Origin of the sequence: Streptomyces aquilus, assembly GCF_003955715.1 — a bacterium.
Taxonomy (GTDB): domain Bacteria; phylum Actinomycetota; class Actinomycetes; order Streptomycetales; family Streptomycetaceae; genus Streptomyces; species Streptomyces aquilus.
On sequence record NZ_CP034463.1, the window covers coordinates 5,883,535 to 5,900,608 of the forward strand.

16 protein-coding genes and 1 tRNA gene are annotated in these 17,074 nt (G+C 71.8%); 13 read left to right on the forward strand and 4 right to left on the reverse strand.

The features are described from left to right. Positions 1-16 precede the first annotated feature (16 nt). The 7 genes from EJC51_RS27020 to EJC51_RS27050 all read left to right on the forward strand — a co-directional run bounded on the left by EJC51_RS27020 (position 17) and on the right by EJC51_RS27050 (position 11,434). A complete protein-coding gene (locus EJC51_RS27020; protein WP_126273460.1) occupies positions 17-214 on the forward strand; it encodes a hypothetical protein in 198 nt (65 codons plus the stop codon). A gap of 243 nt (positions 215-457) precedes the next feature. Next, positions 458-3,283, forward strand: a complete 2,826-nt coding sequence (gene topA / locus EJC51_RS27025) for a type I DNA topoisomerase (protein ID WP_126273461.1) — start codon at positions 458-460, stop codon at positions 3,281-3,283. 146 nt (positions 3,284-3,429) lie between these two features. Beyond that, entirely contained in the window at positions 3,430-6,762 is a 3,333-nt protein-coding gene (tmk, locus tag EJC51_RS27030; RefSeq protein WP_126273462.1) for a dTMP kinase, read from the forward strand. Positions 6,763-6,869: 107 nt separating this feature from the next. Next, on the forward strand, positions 6,870-8,075 hold the full coding sequence (locus tag EJC51_RS27035) for a DNA polymerase III subunit delta' (protein WP_126273463.1): 1,206 nt from the start codon (positions 6,870-6,872) through the stop codon (positions 8,073-8,075). 116 nt (positions 8,076-8,191) lie between these two features. Beyond that, entirely contained in the window at positions 8,192-9,805 is a 1,614-nt protein-coding gene (locus EJC51_RS27040) for an alpha/beta hydrolase (RefSeq protein ID WP_126277147.1), read from the forward strand. A gap of 108 nt (positions 9,806-9,913) precedes the next feature. Further along, positions 9,914-9,990, forward strand: a tRNA-Thr gene (locus tag EJC51_RS27045). A 379-nt stretch (positions 9,991-10,369) separates the two neighbouring features. Further along, positions 10,370-11,434: a fatty acid desaturase family protein gene (locus EJC51_RS27050; protein ID WP_126273464.1), complete on the forward strand. Its 1,065-nt coding sequence runs from the start codon at positions 10,370-10,372 to the stop codon at positions 11,432-11,434. Between the two features lie 129 nt (positions 11,435-11,563). On the opposite strand, the gene EJC51_RS27055 is transcribed toward EJC51_RS27050, so the two are convergent. From EJC51_RS27055 to EJC51_RS27065, 3 genes are all read right to left on the reverse strand, one after another. Continuing rightward, positions 11,564-12,187 carry a hypothetical protein gene (locus EJC51_RS27055; RefSeq protein WP_126273465.1) on the reverse strand — a complete coding sequence of 208 codons (624 nt, stop codon included), beginning with the start codon at positions 12,185-12,187 and terminating at the stop codon, positions 11,564-11,566. A 290-nt stretch (positions 12,188-12,477) separates the two neighbouring features. Next, positions 12,478-12,627, reverse strand: coding sequence for a hydrophobic protein (locus EJC51_RS27060; protein ID WP_126273466.1), 150 nt, complete (start codon positions 12,625-12,627; stop codon positions 12,478-12,480). A gap of 117 nt (positions 12,628-12,744) precedes the next feature. Further along, positions 12,745-12,954 (reverse strand): hypothetical protein, encoded by a 210-nt coding sequence (locus tag EJC51_RS27065; RefSeq protein WP_126273467.1) that lies wholly within the window; start codon positions 12,952-12,954, stop codon positions 12,745-12,747. 382 nt (positions 12,955-13,336) lie between these two features. Here EJC51_RS27065 and EJC51_RS27070 point away from each other — a divergent pair, with 382 nt between their 5' ends. From EJC51_RS27070 to EJC51_RS27080, 3 genes are all read left to right on the forward strand, one after another. Then, entirely contained in the window at positions 13,337-13,630 is a 294-nt protein-coding gene (locus tag EJC51_RS27070; protein WP_126273468.1) for a hypothetical protein, read from the forward strand. An 81-nt stretch (positions 13,631-13,711) separates the two neighbouring features. After that, positions 13,712-14,104, forward strand: a complete 393-nt coding sequence (locus EJC51_RS27075) for an ANTAR domain-containing protein (RefSeq protein ID WP_126273469.1) — start codon at positions 13,712-13,714, stop codon at positions 14,102-14,104. A 9-nt stretch (positions 14,105-14,113) separates the two neighbouring features. Continuing rightward, the gene (locus EJC51_RS27080; protein ID WP_126273470.1) at positions 14,114-14,470 is read left to right on the forward strand and encodes a PRC-barrel domain-containing protein; all 357 of its coding nucleotides are present in this window, start codon (positions 14,114-14,116) and stop codon (positions 14,468-14,470) included. Positions 14,471-14,510: 40 nt separating this feature from the next. Here EJC51_RS27080 and EJC51_RS27085 read toward each other — a convergent pair whose 3' ends face one another. Next, positions 14,511-15,005 (reverse strand): Asp23/Gls24 family envelope stress response protein, encoded by a 495-nt coding sequence (locus EJC51_RS27085; protein WP_126273471.1) that lies wholly within the window; start codon positions 15,003-15,005, stop codon positions 14,511-14,513. 446 nt (positions 15,006-15,451) lie between these two features. Here EJC51_RS27085 and EJC51_RS27090 point away from each other — a divergent pair, with 446 nt between their 5' ends. The 3 genes from EJC51_RS27090 to EJC51_RS27100 are packed head-to-tail and all read left to right on the forward strand — an operon-like array spanning position 15,452 to position 17,059. After that, positions 15,452-15,868 (forward strand): STAS domain-containing protein, encoded by a 417-nt coding sequence (locus EJC51_RS27090; RefSeq protein WP_126273472.1) that lies wholly within the window; start codon positions 15,452-15,454, stop codon positions 15,866-15,868. 47 nt (positions 15,869-15,915) lie between these two features. Next, positions 15,916-16,323, forward strand: coding sequence for a hypothetical protein (locus EJC51_RS27095; RefSeq protein WP_244362870.1), 408 nt, complete (start codon positions 15,916-15,918; stop codon positions 16,321-16,323). Beyond that, positions 16,313-17,059 (forward strand): ANTAR domain-containing protein, encoded by a 747-nt coding sequence (locus tag EJC51_RS27100; protein WP_244362871.1) that lies wholly within the window; start codon positions 16,313-16,315, stop codon positions 17,057-17,059. Before EJC51_RS27095 ends, EJC51_RS27100 begins: the two co-directional genes overlap by 11 nt. Positions 17,060-17,074 lie beyond the last annotated feature (15 nt).

Below are 17,074 nucleotides of genomic sequence, written 5' to 3' on the forward strand. Positions count from 1 at the left end.
AGGGGCAGGGGGAGCCATGGAGAGCGGACCGGCGATCTTCGCTGGAGCGGTGTTCGCGCTGTTCGGAGCCGGGCTGCTGGCGTGGACCGCGGTCCGCGTACGGCACCGGGAACCGGTGGCGCACGGTGTGAGCCCGGTCGCATCGGCGATGATCGCGAGCTCCGCCGCGGTGATCGCGCTCGTCGTCGGCGCATGGTGCTTCACCCAGCTGTGACGACCATGGAAAGGCCGAGGTCCCGGTAATTGGGAGGGGGTCCTCCACTAAGGCTCGAAATGACCGGTGGGTACTCCGGGCGGCAGGAATGGCGGTAGTCGGGTTACCGTTCGAGTGGCCGTTGCGGGCTTTTCCCGTTTGACACGGGGGCGGGATGTACCGTCACACTCCGCAGCGTCACCATGACCCGACCCCGGGGACCGCCTGGGGAGGCCCCAGCGTCGACCGGAGAGAAGAGCGAAGTTGTCCCCGACCAGCGAGACCGCACACGGCGGCCGCCGACTCGTCATTGTCGAGTCGCCAGCCAAGGCGAAGACGATCAAGGGCTACCTCGGCCCTGGTTACGTCGTCGAGGCGAGCGTCGGGCACATCCGCGACCTCCCCAACGGCGCCGCGGAGGTGCCGGAGAAGTACACCGGCGAGGTGCGCCGCCTCGGCGTGGACGTCGAGCACGACTTCGAGCCGATCTATGTCGTCAACGCCGACAAGAAGGCCCAGGTCAAGAAGCTCAAGGATCTGCTGAAGGACTCCGACGAGCTCTTCCTCGCCACCGATGAGGACCGTGAGGGCGAGGCCATCGCGTGGCACCTCCTGGAGGTGCTGAAGCCCAAGGTCCCGGTCAAGCGCATGGTGTTCCACGAGATCACCAAGGACGCGATCCGGGCCGCCGTCGCCAACCCGCGCGATCTCAACCAGCGCATGGTCGACGCCCAGGAGACCCGCCGCATCCTCGACCGTCTCTACGGCTACGAGGTCTCGCCGGTCCTGTGGAAGAAGGTCATGCCGCGCCTTTCGGCGGGCCGTGTCCAGTCGGTCGCCACGCGGCTCGTCGTCGAGCGGGAGCGCGAGCGCATCGCCTTCCGCTCCGCCGAGTACTGGGACCTGACCGGCACCTTCGGCACCGGCCGCGCCGGTGACCCGAGTGACCCGTCGACCCTGGTCGCCCGTCTCCAGACGGTCGACGGCAAGCGGGTCGCGCAGGGCCGTGACTTCGACTCCCTGGGCCAGATCAAGGGCGCCAACACCCTCCACCTCGACGAGGCCAACGCCCGTGCGCTGGCCGCCGCGCTGGAGAACACCGACTTCGCCGTCCGCTCCGTCGAGTCCAAGCCGTACCGCCGCTCGCCGTACGCCCCGTTCCGTACGACGACCCTCCAGCAGGAGGCCAGCCGCAAGCTCGGCTTCGGCGCGAAGGCGACCATGCAGGTCGCCCAGAAGCTGTACGAGAACGGCTACATCACCTACATGCGTACGGACTCCACGACGCTCAGCGACACCGCTGTCGCCGCGGCCCGCGCGCAGGTCACGCAGTTGTACGGCGCCGACTACCTGCCGTCCGCGCCGCGGACGTACGCCGGGAAGGTCAAGAACGCGCAGGAGGCGCACGAGGCGATCCGGCCCTCGGGTGATCGTTTCCGCACGCCCGCCGAGACCGGTCTGACCGGCGACCAGTTCAAGCTCTACGAGCTGATCTGGAAGCGGACCGTCGCCTCCCAGATGAAGGACGCGACCGGTAACTCCGTCACGGTCAAGATCGGTGGCACCGCCGCCGACGGCCGGGACGTCGAGTTCAGCGCCTCCGGCAAGACGATCACCTTCCACGGCTTCCTGAAGGCCTACGTCGAGGGTGCCGACGACCCGAACGCCGAGCTGGACGACCGCGAGCGCCGGCTGCCGCAGGTCAGCGAGGGCGACCGGCTCTCCGCCGAGGAGATCACGGTCGACGGGCACGCCACCAAGCCCCCGGCCCGCTACACCGAGGCCAGCCTGGTCAAGGAGCTCGAAGAGCGCGAGATCGGCCGCCCGTCGACGTACGCGTCGATCATCGGCACCATCCTCGACCGCGGCTATGTCTTCAAGAAGGGCACGGCACTCGTCCCGTCCTTCCTGTCCTTCGCCGTGGTCAACCTCCTGGAGAAGCACTTCGGCCGGCTCGTCGACTACGACTTCACCGCCAAGATGGAGGACGACCTCGACCGCATCGCCCGCGGTGAGGCCCAGTCCGTGCCGTGGCTGAAGCGGTTCTACTTCGGCGAGGGCACCCCGGAGAGCGGCGGCGCGGCCGAGGCCGGCAACGGCGACGGGGACCACCTCGGCGGCCTCAAGGAGCTGGTGACCGACCTGGGCGCGATCGACGCGCGCGAGGTGTCGTCGTTCCCGGTGGGCAACGGCATCGTGCTCCGCGTCGGCCGCTACGGCCCGTACATCGAGCGCGGCGAGAAGGACGCCGAGGGCCACCAGCGCGCGGACGTGCCGGAGGACCTCGCTCCGGACGAGCTGTCCGTCGAGTACGCCGAGGAGCTGCTCGCCAAGCCCAGCGGCGACTTCGAGCTCGGCGCCGACCCGGTCAGCGGCAACCAGATCATCGCGCGGGCCGGCCGCTACGGCCCGTACGTCACCGAGGTGCTTCCCGAGGGCACCCCGAAGACCGGCAAGAACGCCGTGAAGCCGCGGACGGCCTCGCTGTTCAAGTCGATGTCCCTGGACACGGTGACGCTGGAGGACGCCCTCAAGCTGATGTCGCTGCCGCGCGTGGTCGGCGTCGACGCCGAGGGCCAGGAGATCACCGCGCAGAACGGGCGCTACGGGCCGTACCTGAAGAAGGGCACGGACTCGCGCTCGCTCACCTCCGAGGAGCAGCTCTTCACGATCACCCTCGAAGAGGCGCTCGCGATCTACGCCCAGCCCAAGCAGCGCGGCCGGGCCGCGGCCAAGCCGCCGCTGAAGGAGCTGGGCACCGACCCGGTCAGCGAGAAGCCGGTCGTGGTCAAGGACGGCCGCTTCGGCCCGTACGTCACCGACGGGGAGACCAACGCGACTCTGCGCTCCGGCGACAGCGTCGAGGACATCACCCCCGAGCGCGGCTACGAACTCCTCGCCGAGAAGCGGGCGAAGGCCCCCGCCAAGAAGACGGCGAAGAAGGCTCCCGCCAAGAAGACCGCCGCGAAGAAGGCCACCCCGGCCAAGAAGACGGCCGCCAAGAAGACCGCCGCGAAGAAGACGACGACGGCCGCGAAGAAGACCACCGCGAAGAAGGCGGCGGCTTCCAAGACGGCGTCGGAGGACTGAGACCGGCGGCACCAGGGGCTGTTTTCGGCCCTGTTGCCCCACTGAGGCTTCGCGAAACGAACGCCCCGGCATCACTTTGGTGTCGGGGCGTGCGCACGTTCGGACGGGCGCCGCGGTCTGTCGGTGCTGCCCGATAGGCTGAAAGCATGACGCGAGCCGAGCAGCCAACGGCCCACCACCCGGCCCCCGACGACGCCCTTGCCGCGGACTCCCGCGAGCGCGCCGTCCGCGCCCTGCTGCGCCAACCACAGCTGAAGAGGCTGTGGAGCGCCCAGCTGGTGGGCGGTGTAGGCGACGCCCTCGCCCTTCTGGTCGTGGTCGTCCTCGCCCTCCAGGCGGCGATCGCCGAGGGTTCCTTCGGGGGTGGGTACCGAGGGGTGGCGTTCGCAGTGGCGACCGTCTTCGGGGTGCGCATCCTGGCCACGCTGCTGTTCGGCGCGGTGCTCCTCGGCCCGCTGACGTCGCTCACCGCGCAGGAGGGGCCGCTCGACCGCCGCTGGACCATGGTCGGCGCGGACGGGGTGCGGGCGGCGCTGCTGATCGTCGCGCCCCTGTGGATCGACTGGACGCCGGAGAACGCGCTGGCGATGCTCCTGGTGACGGCCTTCGTCACCGGAGTCGCCGAGCGCTTCTGGTCGGTGTGCCGCGAGAGCGCGGCGCCCGCCCTGCTCCCGGCCCCGCCGCCGGAGGGCGCGACGGTACGACCGCTGCCGGACCACCTGGACGCGCTGCGCCGCCTGTCGCTGCGTACGAGCTTCGTGGCGATCCCGCTCGCCGCTGCCGCGCTCGTCACCGCAGCGCTCGTCAACAACCTTCTGGGCGCCGGGATCGACTGGTTCGACCAGCATCAGGCCGCCCTCGCCTCGTATGTCGCGGCGGGTCTGTTCGCCGCGTCGCTGTCCGTGCTGACCTTCCTGGAACTGCCCGACACGCGCACCCCGCGCGCGCGTTCGCCGCTGGAGGGCCTGCGCCGCCCCAAGACGGGCGCCGGCGTCGACAAGGGCCGCACCGGTGTGCTGCCGCTGCTGGTCCTCGCCTCCGCCGCCGTCGCGGGCGCGGTCGCCGCGGCCGTCGCCGTGTCCGTGCTGCACGCCAAGGACCTGGGCGGCGGGCCGGTGACGTACGGCCTGCTGGTGCTCGCGCTGACCGGTGGGGTCGTCGTCGGCATCCGTACGGCGCCCAAGGTGCTGGTCTCGCTGTCGCGCCGCCGGCTGCTCGCGCTGGCGATCGCCTTCACCGGCGTCGCCCTGCTGGCCGCGGGCCTGGTCCCGGACGTCACCACCGTCCTCCTGATCGTCGTGCTCGCCGGCATCGGCGCGGGCGTGGCCGCCAACACCGGGCACGCGCTGCTCGACCAGGAGACCGAGGACTACCGCCGCCCCCGCACGACCGAGCATCTGCACGCGGTCGTACGGGTGTTCGTGGCGCTCGGCGCGGTCATCGCCCCGCTGGTCGCGGCGCTGATCGGGCCGCACCGGCTGGAGAGCGGCAAGTTCGTCTTCGCGCACGGCGGGGCCGCGTTCACGCTGATGCTGGTCGGCGCGCTGCTGCTGCCGGTGGCCGCGCTGGTGCTTGCCAAGGTCGACGACCGCTCCGGAGTGCCGCTGCGGCACGACCTGCGGGACGCGCTGCTCGGCGGCGACGACCCGGTGACGGCGCCCATGGCGACCGGCTTCTTCATCGCCCTGGAGGGCGGCGACGGCGCCGGGAAGTCCACCCAGGCCGAGGCGCTCGCCGAGTGGATCAGGGCCAAGGGGCACGAGGTGGTGGTCACGCGCGAGCCGGGCGCGACGCCGGTCGGCAAGCGGCTGCGGTCGATCCTGCTCGACGTGTCCTCGGCCGGTCTGTCGCACCGCGCGGAGGCGCTGCTGTACGCGGCGGACCGCGCGGAGCACGTGGACACCGTCGTCCGGCCCGCCCTGGAGCGCGGCGCGGTCGTCATCTCCGACCGGTACATCGACTCGTCGGTGGCCTACCAGGGCGCGGGCCGTGACCTGTCCCCGACCGAGATCGCCCGCATCAACCGCTGGGCCACGGACGGACTGGTCCCGCATCTGACCGTCCTGCTCGACGTCTCCCCGGAGATCGCCCGGGAGCGGTTCACCGAGGCCCCCGACCGGCTGGAGTCGGAGCCGGCGGAGTTCCACGCGCGCGTGCGCTCCGGGTTCCTGACGCTCGCCGCGGCCGACCCCGGCCGGTACCTGGTGGTGGACGCGGGCCAGGAGCCCGAGGCCGTCACCACCGTCGTACGCCACCGGCTCGACCAGATGCTGCCGCTCTCCGAGCAGGAGATCCGCGAGCAGGAGGAGGCCCGGCGCAAGGCCGAGGAGGAAGCGCGCCGCAAGGCCGAGGAAGAGGCCGCGCGCAAGGCCGAGGAAGAGCGGCTGGAGCGGGAGCGCCAGGAGCAGCTGGAGCGGCTGCGCGCCGAGGAGGAGGAGCGCAAGCGGCGCGAGCTGGAGGAGGCCCAGCGGCGCGAGGCGGAACGCCAGGCGGAGGAGGCTCGGCTGCGGGCCGAGGAAGCGCGTAAGCGGGCCGAGGAGGAGCGGCAGCGGCTGCTCGCCGAGGAGAAGGCCCGCGCGGAGGAAGAGGCGCGCCGCAAGGCCGAGGAGGAGCGGCGGCGCAAGCAGGCCGAGGAGGAGGCGCGGCTGCACGCCGAGGCCGAGGCGCGGCGCCTGGAGAAGCAGCGCAAGGCCGAGGAGGCGTTGCTGCGGGCCGAGGAGGCGCGGCGACTCGCCGAGCAGGCGTACGCGGCGGCCGAGGCGGGCCCGAAGAAGCCGACGCCGCCCGCGGTGGCCCCGGACGCGGCGACCGTGCCCACGCCGGTGGTGACGCCGACGAACGCGTCGGGCGGGCCCGTGGAGGAGACGGCGGTCCTGCGGAAGGTGTCCGAGGGGGCGGACGCGGATGGGGACGCCGGTGAGGGCCGGGGTTCGGAAGGGCGTGGCTCCGGTGGGCGTGCGGCCGAGGGGCGTGGCGCCGCGGGTCGTGGCTCCGAGGGGCGGGTTCCTGACAACGAGGTGACCGCCGAGCTGCCCAAGCCTCCGCCGGCTTCGGCCACCGACGAGACGGCGGTGCTGCCTCCTGTCGTGCCGGGCGCGGCGGACGAGACGGCGGTGCTGCCTCCTGTCGTGCCGGGTGCCGCGGACGAGACCGCCGTGCTGCCGCCCGTCGCGCCGGGGGCCGCTGACGAGACGGGCGTGTTGCCGCCTGTGCCGGGGGAGGACCCCGCGGACCGGGTGCCGCCGGGGTTCTTCCGGGAGGAGCAGTCGCGGCCCGACGGGGCCGAGGACCGGACGCGTGAGATGCCTCAGGTCGACGAGACCGGGGCGCCGCGGCGACGGGCCCGGTCGGACTGGGCCGAGGAGACTCCGCTGGACGACCTGCCGTCGCTGGCGGACGAGTTGCTGGGCCCGCGGGACCGGGACGGCGACGAGTTCGGCGACGGGCGTGGTCGGCGCGGCCGGGGGCGTCGGGGCTGAGGCCGGTTGCGGGGCGGCGTTGTCAGTGCCGCACCGCACAATGGAATCCGCGACCCCGACCGTATGGAATCCGCGACCCCGACCATCACGAAAGGGCGGCGTGAGGCATGACCGTCTGGGACGACCTCGTCGGACAGGAGAAGGTGAGTGAGCAGCTGACCGCTGCCGCTCGTGACGCCGACGCGTTCGTCACCGCCGCCGCTTCCGACACCCCGCCGCCCGCCGCGTCGAAGATGACGCACGCGTGGCTGTTCACCGGCCCGCCGGGCGCGGGGCGTACGCAGGCCGCGCGCGCCTTCGCCGCGGCGTTGCAGTGCGTGAGCCCGGACCGGGCGCTGGGCGGGGTCCCCGGGTGCGGGTTCTGCGACGGATGCCATACGGCCCTCGTGGGCACGCATGCCGACGTCTCCACCGTCGCCGCCGTCGGCACGCAGATCCTCGCCGACGACATGCGGGACACCGTCCGGAAGTCCTTCACGTCCCCGGCGAACGGCCGCTGGCAGGTGATCCTCGTCGAGGACGCCGAGCGGCTGAACGAGAAGTCGGCCAACGCCGTGCTGAAGGCGGTCGAGGAGCCCGCGCCCCGCACGGTCTGGCTCCTGTGCGCCCCCTCCATCGAGGACGTCCTCCCCACCATCCGCTCCCGCTGCCGGCACCTCAACCTGCGGACGCCGTCCGTGGACGCCGTCGCCGACCTTCTCGTACGACGTGAAGGCATCGAGCCCGCCGTGGCGGCGGCCGTCGCCCGGGCCACGCAAGGGCATGTCGACCGGGCCCGCCGACTGGCCACGGACCCGGCCGCGCGGGAGCGCAGGACCGCCGTGCTGAAGCTTCCCCTGCGTGTGGACGACGTCGGCGGCTGCCTCAAGGCCGCGCAGGAACTCGTCGACGCCGCCGCCGAGGACGCCAAGCTGCTCGCCGAGGAGATGGACGGCAAGGAGACCGAGGAGCTGAAGGCGGCGCTGGGCGCGGCCCAGGGCGGGCGGCTGCCGCGCGGCACGGCGGGCGTGATGAAGGACCTGGAGGACAAGCAGAAGCGCCGCAGAACCCGGACCCAGCGCGACAGCCTCGACGTCGCGCTGACCGACCTCACCGGCTTCTACCGCGATGTCCTCGCCCTCCAGCTCGGCTCGCGCGTGGCCATCGCCAACGCGGACGCGGAGGACGCCCTGGAGCGGCTCGCCCGCGGCAGCTCCCCGGAGGCCACCCTCCGCCGCATCGAGGCGATCGCCGCCTGCCGCGACGCCCTGGACCGCAATGTGGCGCCGCTGCTCGCGGTGGAGGCGATGACGATGGCGCTGCGCGCCGGCTGACCGGCCGCCGCACGCATCATCACGCGACGATCAACGGGAGGTTGACCAGGTAACTCGTACGAGCCGGATTGTGCACGGAGAGCATTCATGTCACTGCGCACAGTTACGCTCACATGATGCACATCAGGCGCAGTCCCCGCTCCGCAGACCCGCTCGCCCGGCCCCTTCGGCCACGCCGCCACCGGCGTACCCGCACCGGCGGTGCCGTGCTCGCCGTCGCCGCGCTGCTCGTCTCCGCCTGCTCCTCCGGGAGCGCGACCGGCTCCCCGAGCTCGGCCGCGGAGGCGGCGCTGGCCGCGCTGCCGAAGGCCACGCCGGCCGCGCTCACGGCGTACTACGAGCAGAAGCTGAGCTGGCGCGGCTGCGGTGTCCCCGGCTTCCAGTGCGCCACCATGAGGGCGCCGCTCGACTACGACAAGCCGGACGCCGGTGACGTCCGCCTCGCCGTCGCCCGCAAGAAGGCCACCGGCCCCGGCAAGGCGCTCGGCTCGCTGCTGGTGAACCCGGGCGGGCCGGGCGGCTCGGCGGTCGGCTACCTCCAGGCGTACGCCGGGGTCGGCTACCCGGCCGAGGTCCGGGCGCGGTACGACATGGTCGCGGTCGACCCGCGCGGCGTCGCCCGCAGCGAGCCCGTCGAGTGCCTCGGCGGGCGGGAGATGGACGCGTACACACAGACCGACACGACACCCGACGACTCGGAGGAGACCGACGAACTCGTCGCCGCGTACCAGAAGTTCGCGGAGGGCTGCGGGGCGCGGTCGCCCGAGCTGCTGCGCCATGTGTCCACCGCCGAGGCGGCCCGGGACATGGACATCCTGCGGGCGGCGCTGGGCGACGCGAAGCTGACGTACGTCGGGGCGTCGTACGGGACGTTCCTCGGGGCGACGTACGCCGGTCTGTTCCCGGACCGGGTCGGGCGGCTGGTCCTGGACGGCGCGATGGACCCGTCGCTGCCCGCCCGCCGGATGAACCTGGACCAGACGGCGGGGTTCGAGACGGCGTTCCAGTCGTTCGCGCGGGACTGTGTGCAGCAGCCGGACTGCCCGCTGGGGAAGCGGGCGGACCAGGTGGGGACCAGGCTGAAGGCCTTCTTCCGCAAGCTCGACGCGCACCCGATCCCCACCGGCGACGCGGACGGCCGCAAGCTCGGCGAGGCCCTCGCCACGACCGGCGTGATCGCGGCGATGTACGACGAGGGAGCCTGGGCGCAGCTGCGCGAGGCGCTGACGTCGGCGATGAGGGAGAACGACGGCGCCGGGCTGCTGTTCCTGTCGGACAGCTACTACGAGCGTGACGCCGACGCCCGCTACTCGAACCTGATGTTCGCCAACGCCGCCGTGAACTGCCTCGACCTTCCACCCGCGTTCTCGACGCCGGACGAGGTGCGCGAGGCGCTCCCCGAGTTCGAGAAGGCGTCCCCGGTCTTCGGTGAGGGCCTGGCCTGGGCCTCCCTGAACTGCGCGTACTGGCCGGTGCGGGCCACGGGCGAGCCGCACCGCATCGCCGCACGCGGCGCCGCCCCGATCGTCGTCGTCGGCACCACCCGCGACCCGGCGACCCCGTACCGCTGGGCCCGCGCCCTGGCCGCCCAGCTCACGTCGTCCCGCCTGCTCACCTACGAGGGCGACGGCCACACCGCCTACGGCCGCGGCAGCACCTGCATCGACTCCGCGATCGACACGTACCTCCTCCGCGGGACGCCTCCGACACAGGGCAAGCGCTGCTCGTAGCCCCTCCACCCGCCCCCGGAACGACCCCCTCCGGGGCTGGTGCGGAGCACCCCCGGAAACTGTGTAGACTTACCGACGTTGCTGATCGCACCATGGTGCGGACGGCGCGCCGCCTTAGCTCAGATGGCCAGAGCAACGCACTCGTAATGCGTAGGTCTCGGGTTCGAATCCCGAAGGCGGCTCCACTCGGAACCCCAGGTCAGGATTATGACCTGGGGTTTTCTGTCATTCATGCCGCGTCGTCCGGGCACCGCGCGGCGACGCCGTACATGCGAGAGCCCGGTTGCGAGGTCTCCTGCCCGTGGTTGGCCGTAGGCGCACTGTTGGCCGCCCCGGAAGCGGCACTAGGGTGGCCGACGAGGCCCGAGCCCCCGGCAGCAGCTCCATCGCTCTGTTCCTGGGAGGCGCGCCGCGCACGCAGGTCTCGGCGCCGGCGGTGAGCGCCACCACGCATCCGCCGACGACAACCCGGGCCCCCGGCTTGTGGACGTGTTCCCTCCTGCAGGTCGCGCACGCGACCCGAGTACCGGCGAACTTCACGCCCAGCCACGCAAGGAGTCCCCCGTGACCGCAACCGCTCCCGAGCTTCCCGAGGTCACCCTCGGCGACGAGTTCGGCAAGGAACTCGACCGCATACGTGCCGAGATCATCGCCGCGCGCGGTGCCGACGACGCGCGCTACATCCGTACGGTGATCGCCGTGCACCGCGGCCTGGAGGCGGGCGGCCGGGTCGCCCTCGCCGTCTCGCTGTTCCCGCCCGCCTGGGTGGCGGGCACCACCCTGCTCTCCCTCGCCAAGATCCTGGAGAACATGGAGCTGGGCCACAACATCCTGCACGGCCAGTGGGACTGGATGGGCGACCCGGCGATCCACTCGACGACCTGGGAGTGGGACTTCCTCACCCCCGCCGAGGCCTGGAAGCACACCCACAACCACCTGCACCACACCTGGACCAACGTCGTAGACCGCGACCGCGACCTCGGGTACGTCGCCTTCCGGATGAGCGCCGACCAGGCCTGGCATCCGCGCCATCTCGCCCAGCCGTTCTACAACTTCCTGCTCGCGCCGCTCTTCGAGTGGGGCATCGCCCTGTACGACCTGGAACCGGATGTCGTCGCCGCCGGCCGCAAGCCGTGGCGATCCTTCCTGAACGACGTGCGGGGGTTTCTCGCCAAGGCGACCCGGCAGATCGCCAAGGACTACATGGTCTTCCCGCTGCTGGCCGGGCCCTCCGCGCTGCCGTGTCTGCTCGGGAACCTCACCGCCAACACGGTGCGCAACCTGTGGACCCACACCATCATCTTCTGCGGGCACTTCCCCGGCGACGTCCAGACGTTCACCGAGGAGCACATCGAGAACGAGACCCGCGGTGAGTGGTACCTGCGTCAGGTCCAGGGCTCCGCCAACATCGAGGGCGGCCGGCTCTTCCACATCCTCAGTGGCAATCTCGGCCACCAGATCGAGCACCACGCCTTCCCGGACCTGCCCAGCAACCGCTACGCCGAGATCGCGCCGCGTGTGCGTGCACTCTGCGAGAAGCACAACATCCCGTACATCACGGGACCGTTGTGGCGGCAGTACGGCTCCACCTGGGGACGCATCCTGCGCTTCGCCGTACCGGTCGGATGACCGATCGCAGAAGACGGCCGTCGCAGTCCGAGTGGCCAGGGCCTGCTGGAGGCGCAGGGCCGGCTTGTCCTGGTCGCCCTGCCGGTCTGCCCGGCCGGAGGTGCGGTGCGTGTTCGGCGTCGTGGGACCTCAGGTGCTGCTTCCCTTCGCGTGGCGTCGGGGCAGTGGCCGCGGCGCTTTGCCTTGGCCGTCGGGGGCGGCGGCGGAGGGGCGGGGCGGGGTGGCAGGGTCCCCGGTGACCAGTGCTTCGAAGAGGCTTCGGGATTCGACCATCGCCTCCCGCATGTCCTCGGTACCGCTCGGCCCGTGGGCCGCCGCGTGCATGCTGCGGTAGCCCTGGACGTAGTGGGCGTGGTGGACGGAGAGGGCGGCGATCTGGTCCTCGAACCGCTCGCCGTCGGGGAAGCCGCGGTCCCGTGCCAGGCGCGCCAGCAGGGCGTCCGCCTCGGTGACGGCCTGCCGCGGTGATGCGACGAACTGCTCCTGGACGGCGGCCCATCGCGTCCTGTAGCGCTCGCGGGCCGCGGGCGACAGCGCCTGCTGCGTGAGGGAGCCGTGCTCCTTCACCCGCTTGCCGAGTTCCTGTTCGGCGGCCTTGGTGTCGCCGTCGTGCTCGGCGACCGCGCGGACGTACTCGGGACCGAAGCGGCGCTTCAGTCCCTGCCCGCCGCTGCCTCGGGTTCGTCCACGTCCTGCGTAGAGGAGGATGGCCAGACCCATGACGGCCACGGCGATGATCACGGCGATCATCATGGCTGCCTTCTCCGGCTCTCGGTGCGCACGCTGGTCTGCTTCATTGCCGTCGATTCCTGTCGGCTTGTCGGGCGTTCGGGCGTTCGGGCTGTCGGGTGGTGTCCGCCCGAGGTGGGCACCACCCGGGGCGTCGGTGGTCAGGGCCTGAAGGCGTCCTTGGCCTTGTCGCCGGACCTGCTTCAGGTTTCCGGAGAGCCCGATCGGTCCTGCCTTCGCGCCGCAGGCGCCTGTTGCGGGTGCTCGCCGTACGGGCCGGTGTCCCTGCGGGCAGGGGCGGACTCCGGAACGGGCTACCGGCGGCGGCTACCGCCGCGCCCGCGCATCGCGAAGCCGGCGATCCAGACGACCAGCAGGATGGCGGCGACCCACCACAGGATCTGCATCGTGAAGCCGAACCCGAAGACCACCAGGATCAGCAGAAGGAGAAGAATCCAGATCATTGCCGGGCCTCCAGATCGCGGGGATTTCCTTGAGTCCGCGGGGTCCGGGCGAAGTGGGAAGGTGGAATGCCGCGCCCCGATGTTCCGGAGTGGCATGGCCCTACGCCGTGCTGTCAGTCAACGCCCGGCAACCTCCCCTGTCAACGCGGTGTCGACACGGGCGAGTTCTGGGAGCTGCGCCGGGGCCACCGGGGTGAGCGGAGCCTCGGCGGGGGACTCGGCCGGCTCGGTCGGCGGCGGCAAGATGTGGTCCTCCCACCACGAAAGGGCCATCACCACGATGAGCAGGACGAAGGGGGTCGAAGCGGGAACGATCAGCGCGTACATGTGTACCGCCTGGTAGGGGATGCGTGCGACGCGGCGGGCGGCAGATCGTTGCCCGCTTGAGGCGCATCGGGACGTCGCCGGGTTCTCGTGACGACGGGCGGGTGCGGGAACGGCCGGGCTCGTGACGCGGCGGGTTCCGGTACCGATGCGCAGGGTGCGCCCTCTGGGGAGCGCGTCGGCGGTGCGACGCTGCCGGGGGCCGGGGCGGCTTGTCGCACGCTAGCCCTCGCCGCAGTGTCCCGACAGGTGTCAAGCAGCCATTCGTGCCGGACAGGACGCGGTGACGTCGCACGGTATCCGCGACCGTTGGGCAGGACTACGCTGTGGGTGAGGCCCCGGTCCCCGGTATCGATGCCGTGTTCTGCTCCCGGGGAGGCCCACCGTGTTCGTCCTGCTCCTCGTCCTCATCGCCGTTCTCTTCGGCTTCGGCTTCCTTCACCCCGTCTGGTGGGTGGCGGCGGCGGTGCTGGTCTACGGCGCGACCCGCCACGGCCGCGATCGTGGCGGAGGCCGAAGCCGTGGCGGTTCCGATCTCGGGGACTACCGGCAGCCCCGGGACTACCGGGACTATCAGGAGCGCCGAGATCGCCAGGACCGCTGGGACCGCCGCTACAGCCGCCAGAACCGGGCGCGCCGGCGGCGCGAGGACCGTCGGGACCATGACCACCACAGGTGACCCGGGGAGTGGGCAGGCAAGCACGGTCCGGGACGGCTCCCGCCAGACGGGAGACGTCGAACTCGTGAAGAGGTACATGCCATGCAACGCACAACCGTGCTCCAAGAGGACTGGTGGAAACTGCGGGCCGAGGCCACGTGGGGGAACGCGTCGGCGGGGCAGGACCTCGTCGCCCTGCGCGCCGAGAACGATCAGCTGCGGCGGGCGCTGGCCGGCCGTGCGGTCATCGACCAGGCCCGCGGAATGGTGATGGTGCTGACCCCCTGCGGTCGCGGGGCGGCCAGGAACCTGCTGGTCGACGTCTCGCGGCAGTGCGACACCGGACTTCCGGAGGTGGCCGCGGCCGTGGTCGCCGCCTGGGAGGGCAAGCCGCTGCCGGAGCGGATGCAGCGTGCGCTGCGGCGTGCACTGCGGCGGTTCGGCGCGGAGGACCGAGGGCACGACTGTTCATCGGCCGATGAGTCGTCCAGGTAGGGAGAGACCATGATCCATGCAGCCGACGTCCGGGAATGGCGCACCCGGGATGTCATCGACTCCGAGTCGCACAAGATCGGTGTCCTGGAGGCGGTCTATGTGGACACCACCACCGACGAGCCGGCCATGGCCACGGTACGGACCGGGCTGCCCACCCGGCACCGCCTGGTCTTCGTCCCCCTTGAGGACGCGATCGTCGGGCCGGGCTATCTGAAGGTCGGCTATGTCAAGACGCTGGTGAAGCAGGCTCCATCGATCGGCACCGACGACGTGCTTCCCGCCGAGCAGGAGGAAGCGGTCTTCAGGCACTACGGACTGCCTTACCAGCCCGGTGCGGCCGGAGAACGGCAACTCGCGCGCCGCTGACCGCCCTCTGACCGCGTCCGGAGACGGCCCGGGCAATGCCTCAGTGCACCCGGCCCTCAAGGGTCTCCTGCGTGTCCTCGTCCGGCAGGTGCACGTCGTTGACCGCGATGTTCACCTCGACGACCTCCAGGCCCGTCATCCGTTCCACCGCCGCGATCACGTTCTCACGGACCTCTGCGGCGAGATCGGTGATGCTCACCCCGTATGCGACGACGACCTGGAGATCGATGGCGGTCTGCTTCTCACCGACCTCGACCTTGACGCCACGCCCCGCGCTCGCATGCCCGCCCGGGACCCGGTCGCGCATCGCGCCCATGGTGCGGGTGAATCCGCCACCCAGCGCGTGGATTCCCGGGACCTCCCGTGCGGCGATGCCGGCGATCTTCTCCACCACCCCGTCGGCGATGGTCGTCCGGCCGCGGGTCTCCGGCGGTTCCTGGAGCCCGGGGCGGGTGGTGCGCAGTGTCGTGCCCAGGTCGGTGCCGGGCTCGCCCGGGTCGGGTTGGGGCAGGGTCGAACCGTTCGGCTCCGTCATGTGAAGCCACCTCCTCGGGTGGTGCACGGACTGACGTGCCCGGCGGCCGTCGGCCGCCGCGTTTCGCGCCGCTTGTCCAGTACCGCGCTACGCGTCGGACATGCCTGCGTACGCCGTTCACATCGCGGCCACGGTCCAGGCGCTGAGACCAGGCGGCTCAGCGGACCCCACCGGACTCCATCGGGGACTAAGCTCCTGTACGGACGTCCCAGACCCCGGCGACTTGTCGTTGCTCGACACACAGCGCGCGGGGAGCGGACTCGTAGTCCGTCACCCGGCGCACCCCAGGAGGGAACCGGGTGGGCCTCTTTCCTGTCGCACAGGTGGTCGCACCCGCGTTCGCTCCGACCCCGCTGAACGTCCGCCCCCACCGGGAGCGCGCCAGGTGGTGCCGGATGTCCGGCACGGCCGGGCCGCTGCCGGACGGTTTTCCGAACCGAGGCGTCATGCCCCTTCCACAGCTCACCGTGTATCGCCATGACCGAAGGAAACGGGCGCTGATCACCCTGGCCGGTGAGATCGACCTCGAATCCGTGCCGTTGGTGCGAGCATCCTTGGAACAGTGCTTGCGGGACGGCATCCGCACCATCGACGTCGACCTCACCCCCGTCAGTTTCTGCGATTGCAGCGGCCTCAACGCCTTCCTGCACGCCGCGCAGCAGACCACGGTGGCGGGCGGGACCCTGCGACTGCACCACCCACCGCCGATGCTCGTCCTTGTGGTCGGCCTCACCGGGTGCGGTTTCCTGCTCCTCGGTCCTCCGTACGACCCGCCGCCTCCTTCCGGCGACGCCCCGGCTCCAGCCCTGCCGCACGGACACGGGTCTGTCCCGCCTGCGCCTGTTCTCTCGGGCGATGTGTGATGACGGCCGGACCCGGGCGGGGACAGTCACGGACGCCGGGGGAGGGCGTGGCTCCGGCGCGACTGCGCCGGCTGAACCGTCGGCTGGTGGAGGACCTGCGCGAGGATCTGGCGGGGTTGTACGTGGAGTCCCGCGTACCGGCGCCGGGTAATGCCTGCCGCCGTCCCGGCCGCCAGGACTTCCTGAACGCCGAGTCGGACGGCCTGATGGGATGCGCCTTCGGATTCCCGGTGCGCGGCGACGGCTCGTGGTGGCTCGGCTTCGACGGCGTGCTGCCGCGCGGCGTCGGGCAACTCGCGGTGTCCGGCAGGGCCTTCGCGTTCGGTGACATCCTGATCCGCCCGCACCCGCAGGACCGGGAACTCGCCCGTCGTGTGCAGAAGCGGCTGCTGACCGACCACCAGGCGTCGCTCGGCGCCACCTTGGTGGACGGAGGTGGCCCGGGTGGGCCCTGAGAGCAGGTCGGCACGCATCCAGCTGCTGGTGGCCGAGCAGGCGGCCCGGCGCGGTGCCCGGGTCGGTGTGGTGGACGTGTGCACCGCGGCCGTGGCCGCGCTGCCGGTCGGCGGGGCCGGGCTGTCGGCGATGTCCAGGGCCGCGCCGAGCCACCCGCTGTGCAGCACCGACACCGTCAGCGAGCAGCTGGAAGAGCTCCAGCTCACGCTGGGCGAGGGGCCCTGTGTGGACGCCTTCCTGCACGGCTCGGCCGTCCTGACACCCGATCTGCTCACCCGTGACCTGCAGGACCGCTGGATGGTGTTCGCCGAGGCGGCCCTGGAAGCCGGGGCCCGCGCGGTCTTCGCGCTTCCTCTTCAGATGGGCGCGATCAGCCCGGGAGTTCTGGACCTGTACGCCCACGTCCCGGTCCGGTTGAGCGCGGAGGAACTGGCGGACGCGCTGGCGTTCGCCGATCTCGCCACTCTGGTGCTGCTCGACGCGCGCATCGACGCGACGGGCGGGCCGCGCGGGGATCCCCTCGAGGACCTGGGCGCCTACCGGGCGGAGATCGACCAGGCCAGCGGGATGCTCACGGTTCAGCTCGGCGTCGGCATCGAGGAAGCCTTCGTCCGGCTCCGCGCCTACGCCTACGCACAGGGACGCCGGCTCGCCGACGTGGCCGCGGACGTCGTGGCCTGTCGGCTTCGCTTCCCACCGGACGCGGAGCCGGACCAGGCCGTGGAGGAAACCTGACGCATGGGTGCCGGC

Bases quoted from the DNA above. Each gene is read 5' to 3' on its own strand.
- EJC51_RS27020 (WP_126273460.1), top strand. From the start codon at position 17: ATGGAGAGCGGACCGGCGATCTTCGCTGGAGCGGTGTTCGCGCTGTTC.
- tmk (WP_126273462.1), top strand. From the start codon at position 3,430: ATGACGCGAGCCGAGCAGCCAACGGCCCACCACCCGGCCCCCGACGAC.
- EJC51_RS27035 (WP_126273463.1), top strand. From the start codon at position 6,870: ATGACCGTCTGGGACGACCTCGTCGGACAGGAGAAGGTGAGTGAGCAG.
- EJC51_RS27040 (WP_126277147.1), top strand. From the start codon at position 8,192: ATGCACATCAGGCGCAGTCCCCGCTCCGCAGACCCGCTCGCCCGGCCC.
- EJC51_RS27055 (WP_126273465.1), bottom strand. From the start codon at position 12,187: ATGATGATCGCCGTGATCATCGCCGTGGCCGTCATGGGTCTGGCCATC.
- EJC51_RS27060 (WP_126273466.1), bottom strand. From the start codon at position 12,627: ATGATCTGGATTCTTCTCCTTCTGCTGATCCTGGTGGTCTTCGGGTTC.
- EJC51_RS27065 (WP_126273467.1), bottom strand. From the start codon at position 12,954: ATGTACGCGCTGATCGTTCCCGCTTCGACCCCCTTCGTCCTGCTCATC.
- EJC51_RS27075 (WP_126273469.1), top strand. From the start codon at position 13,712: ATGCAACGCACAACCGTGCTCCAAGAGGACTGGTGGAAACTGCGGGCC.
- EJC51_RS27080 (WP_126273470.1), top strand. From the start codon at position 14,114: ATGATCCATGCAGCCGACGTCCGGGAATGGCGCACCCGGGATGTCATC.
- EJC51_RS27085 (WP_126273471.1), bottom strand. From the start codon at position 15,005: ATGACGGAGCCGAACGGTTCGACCCTGCCCCAACCCGACCCGGGCGAG.
- EJC51_RS27090 (WP_126273472.1), top strand. From the start codon at position 15,452: ATGCCCCTTCCACAGCTCACCGTGTATCGCCATGACCGAAGGAAACGG.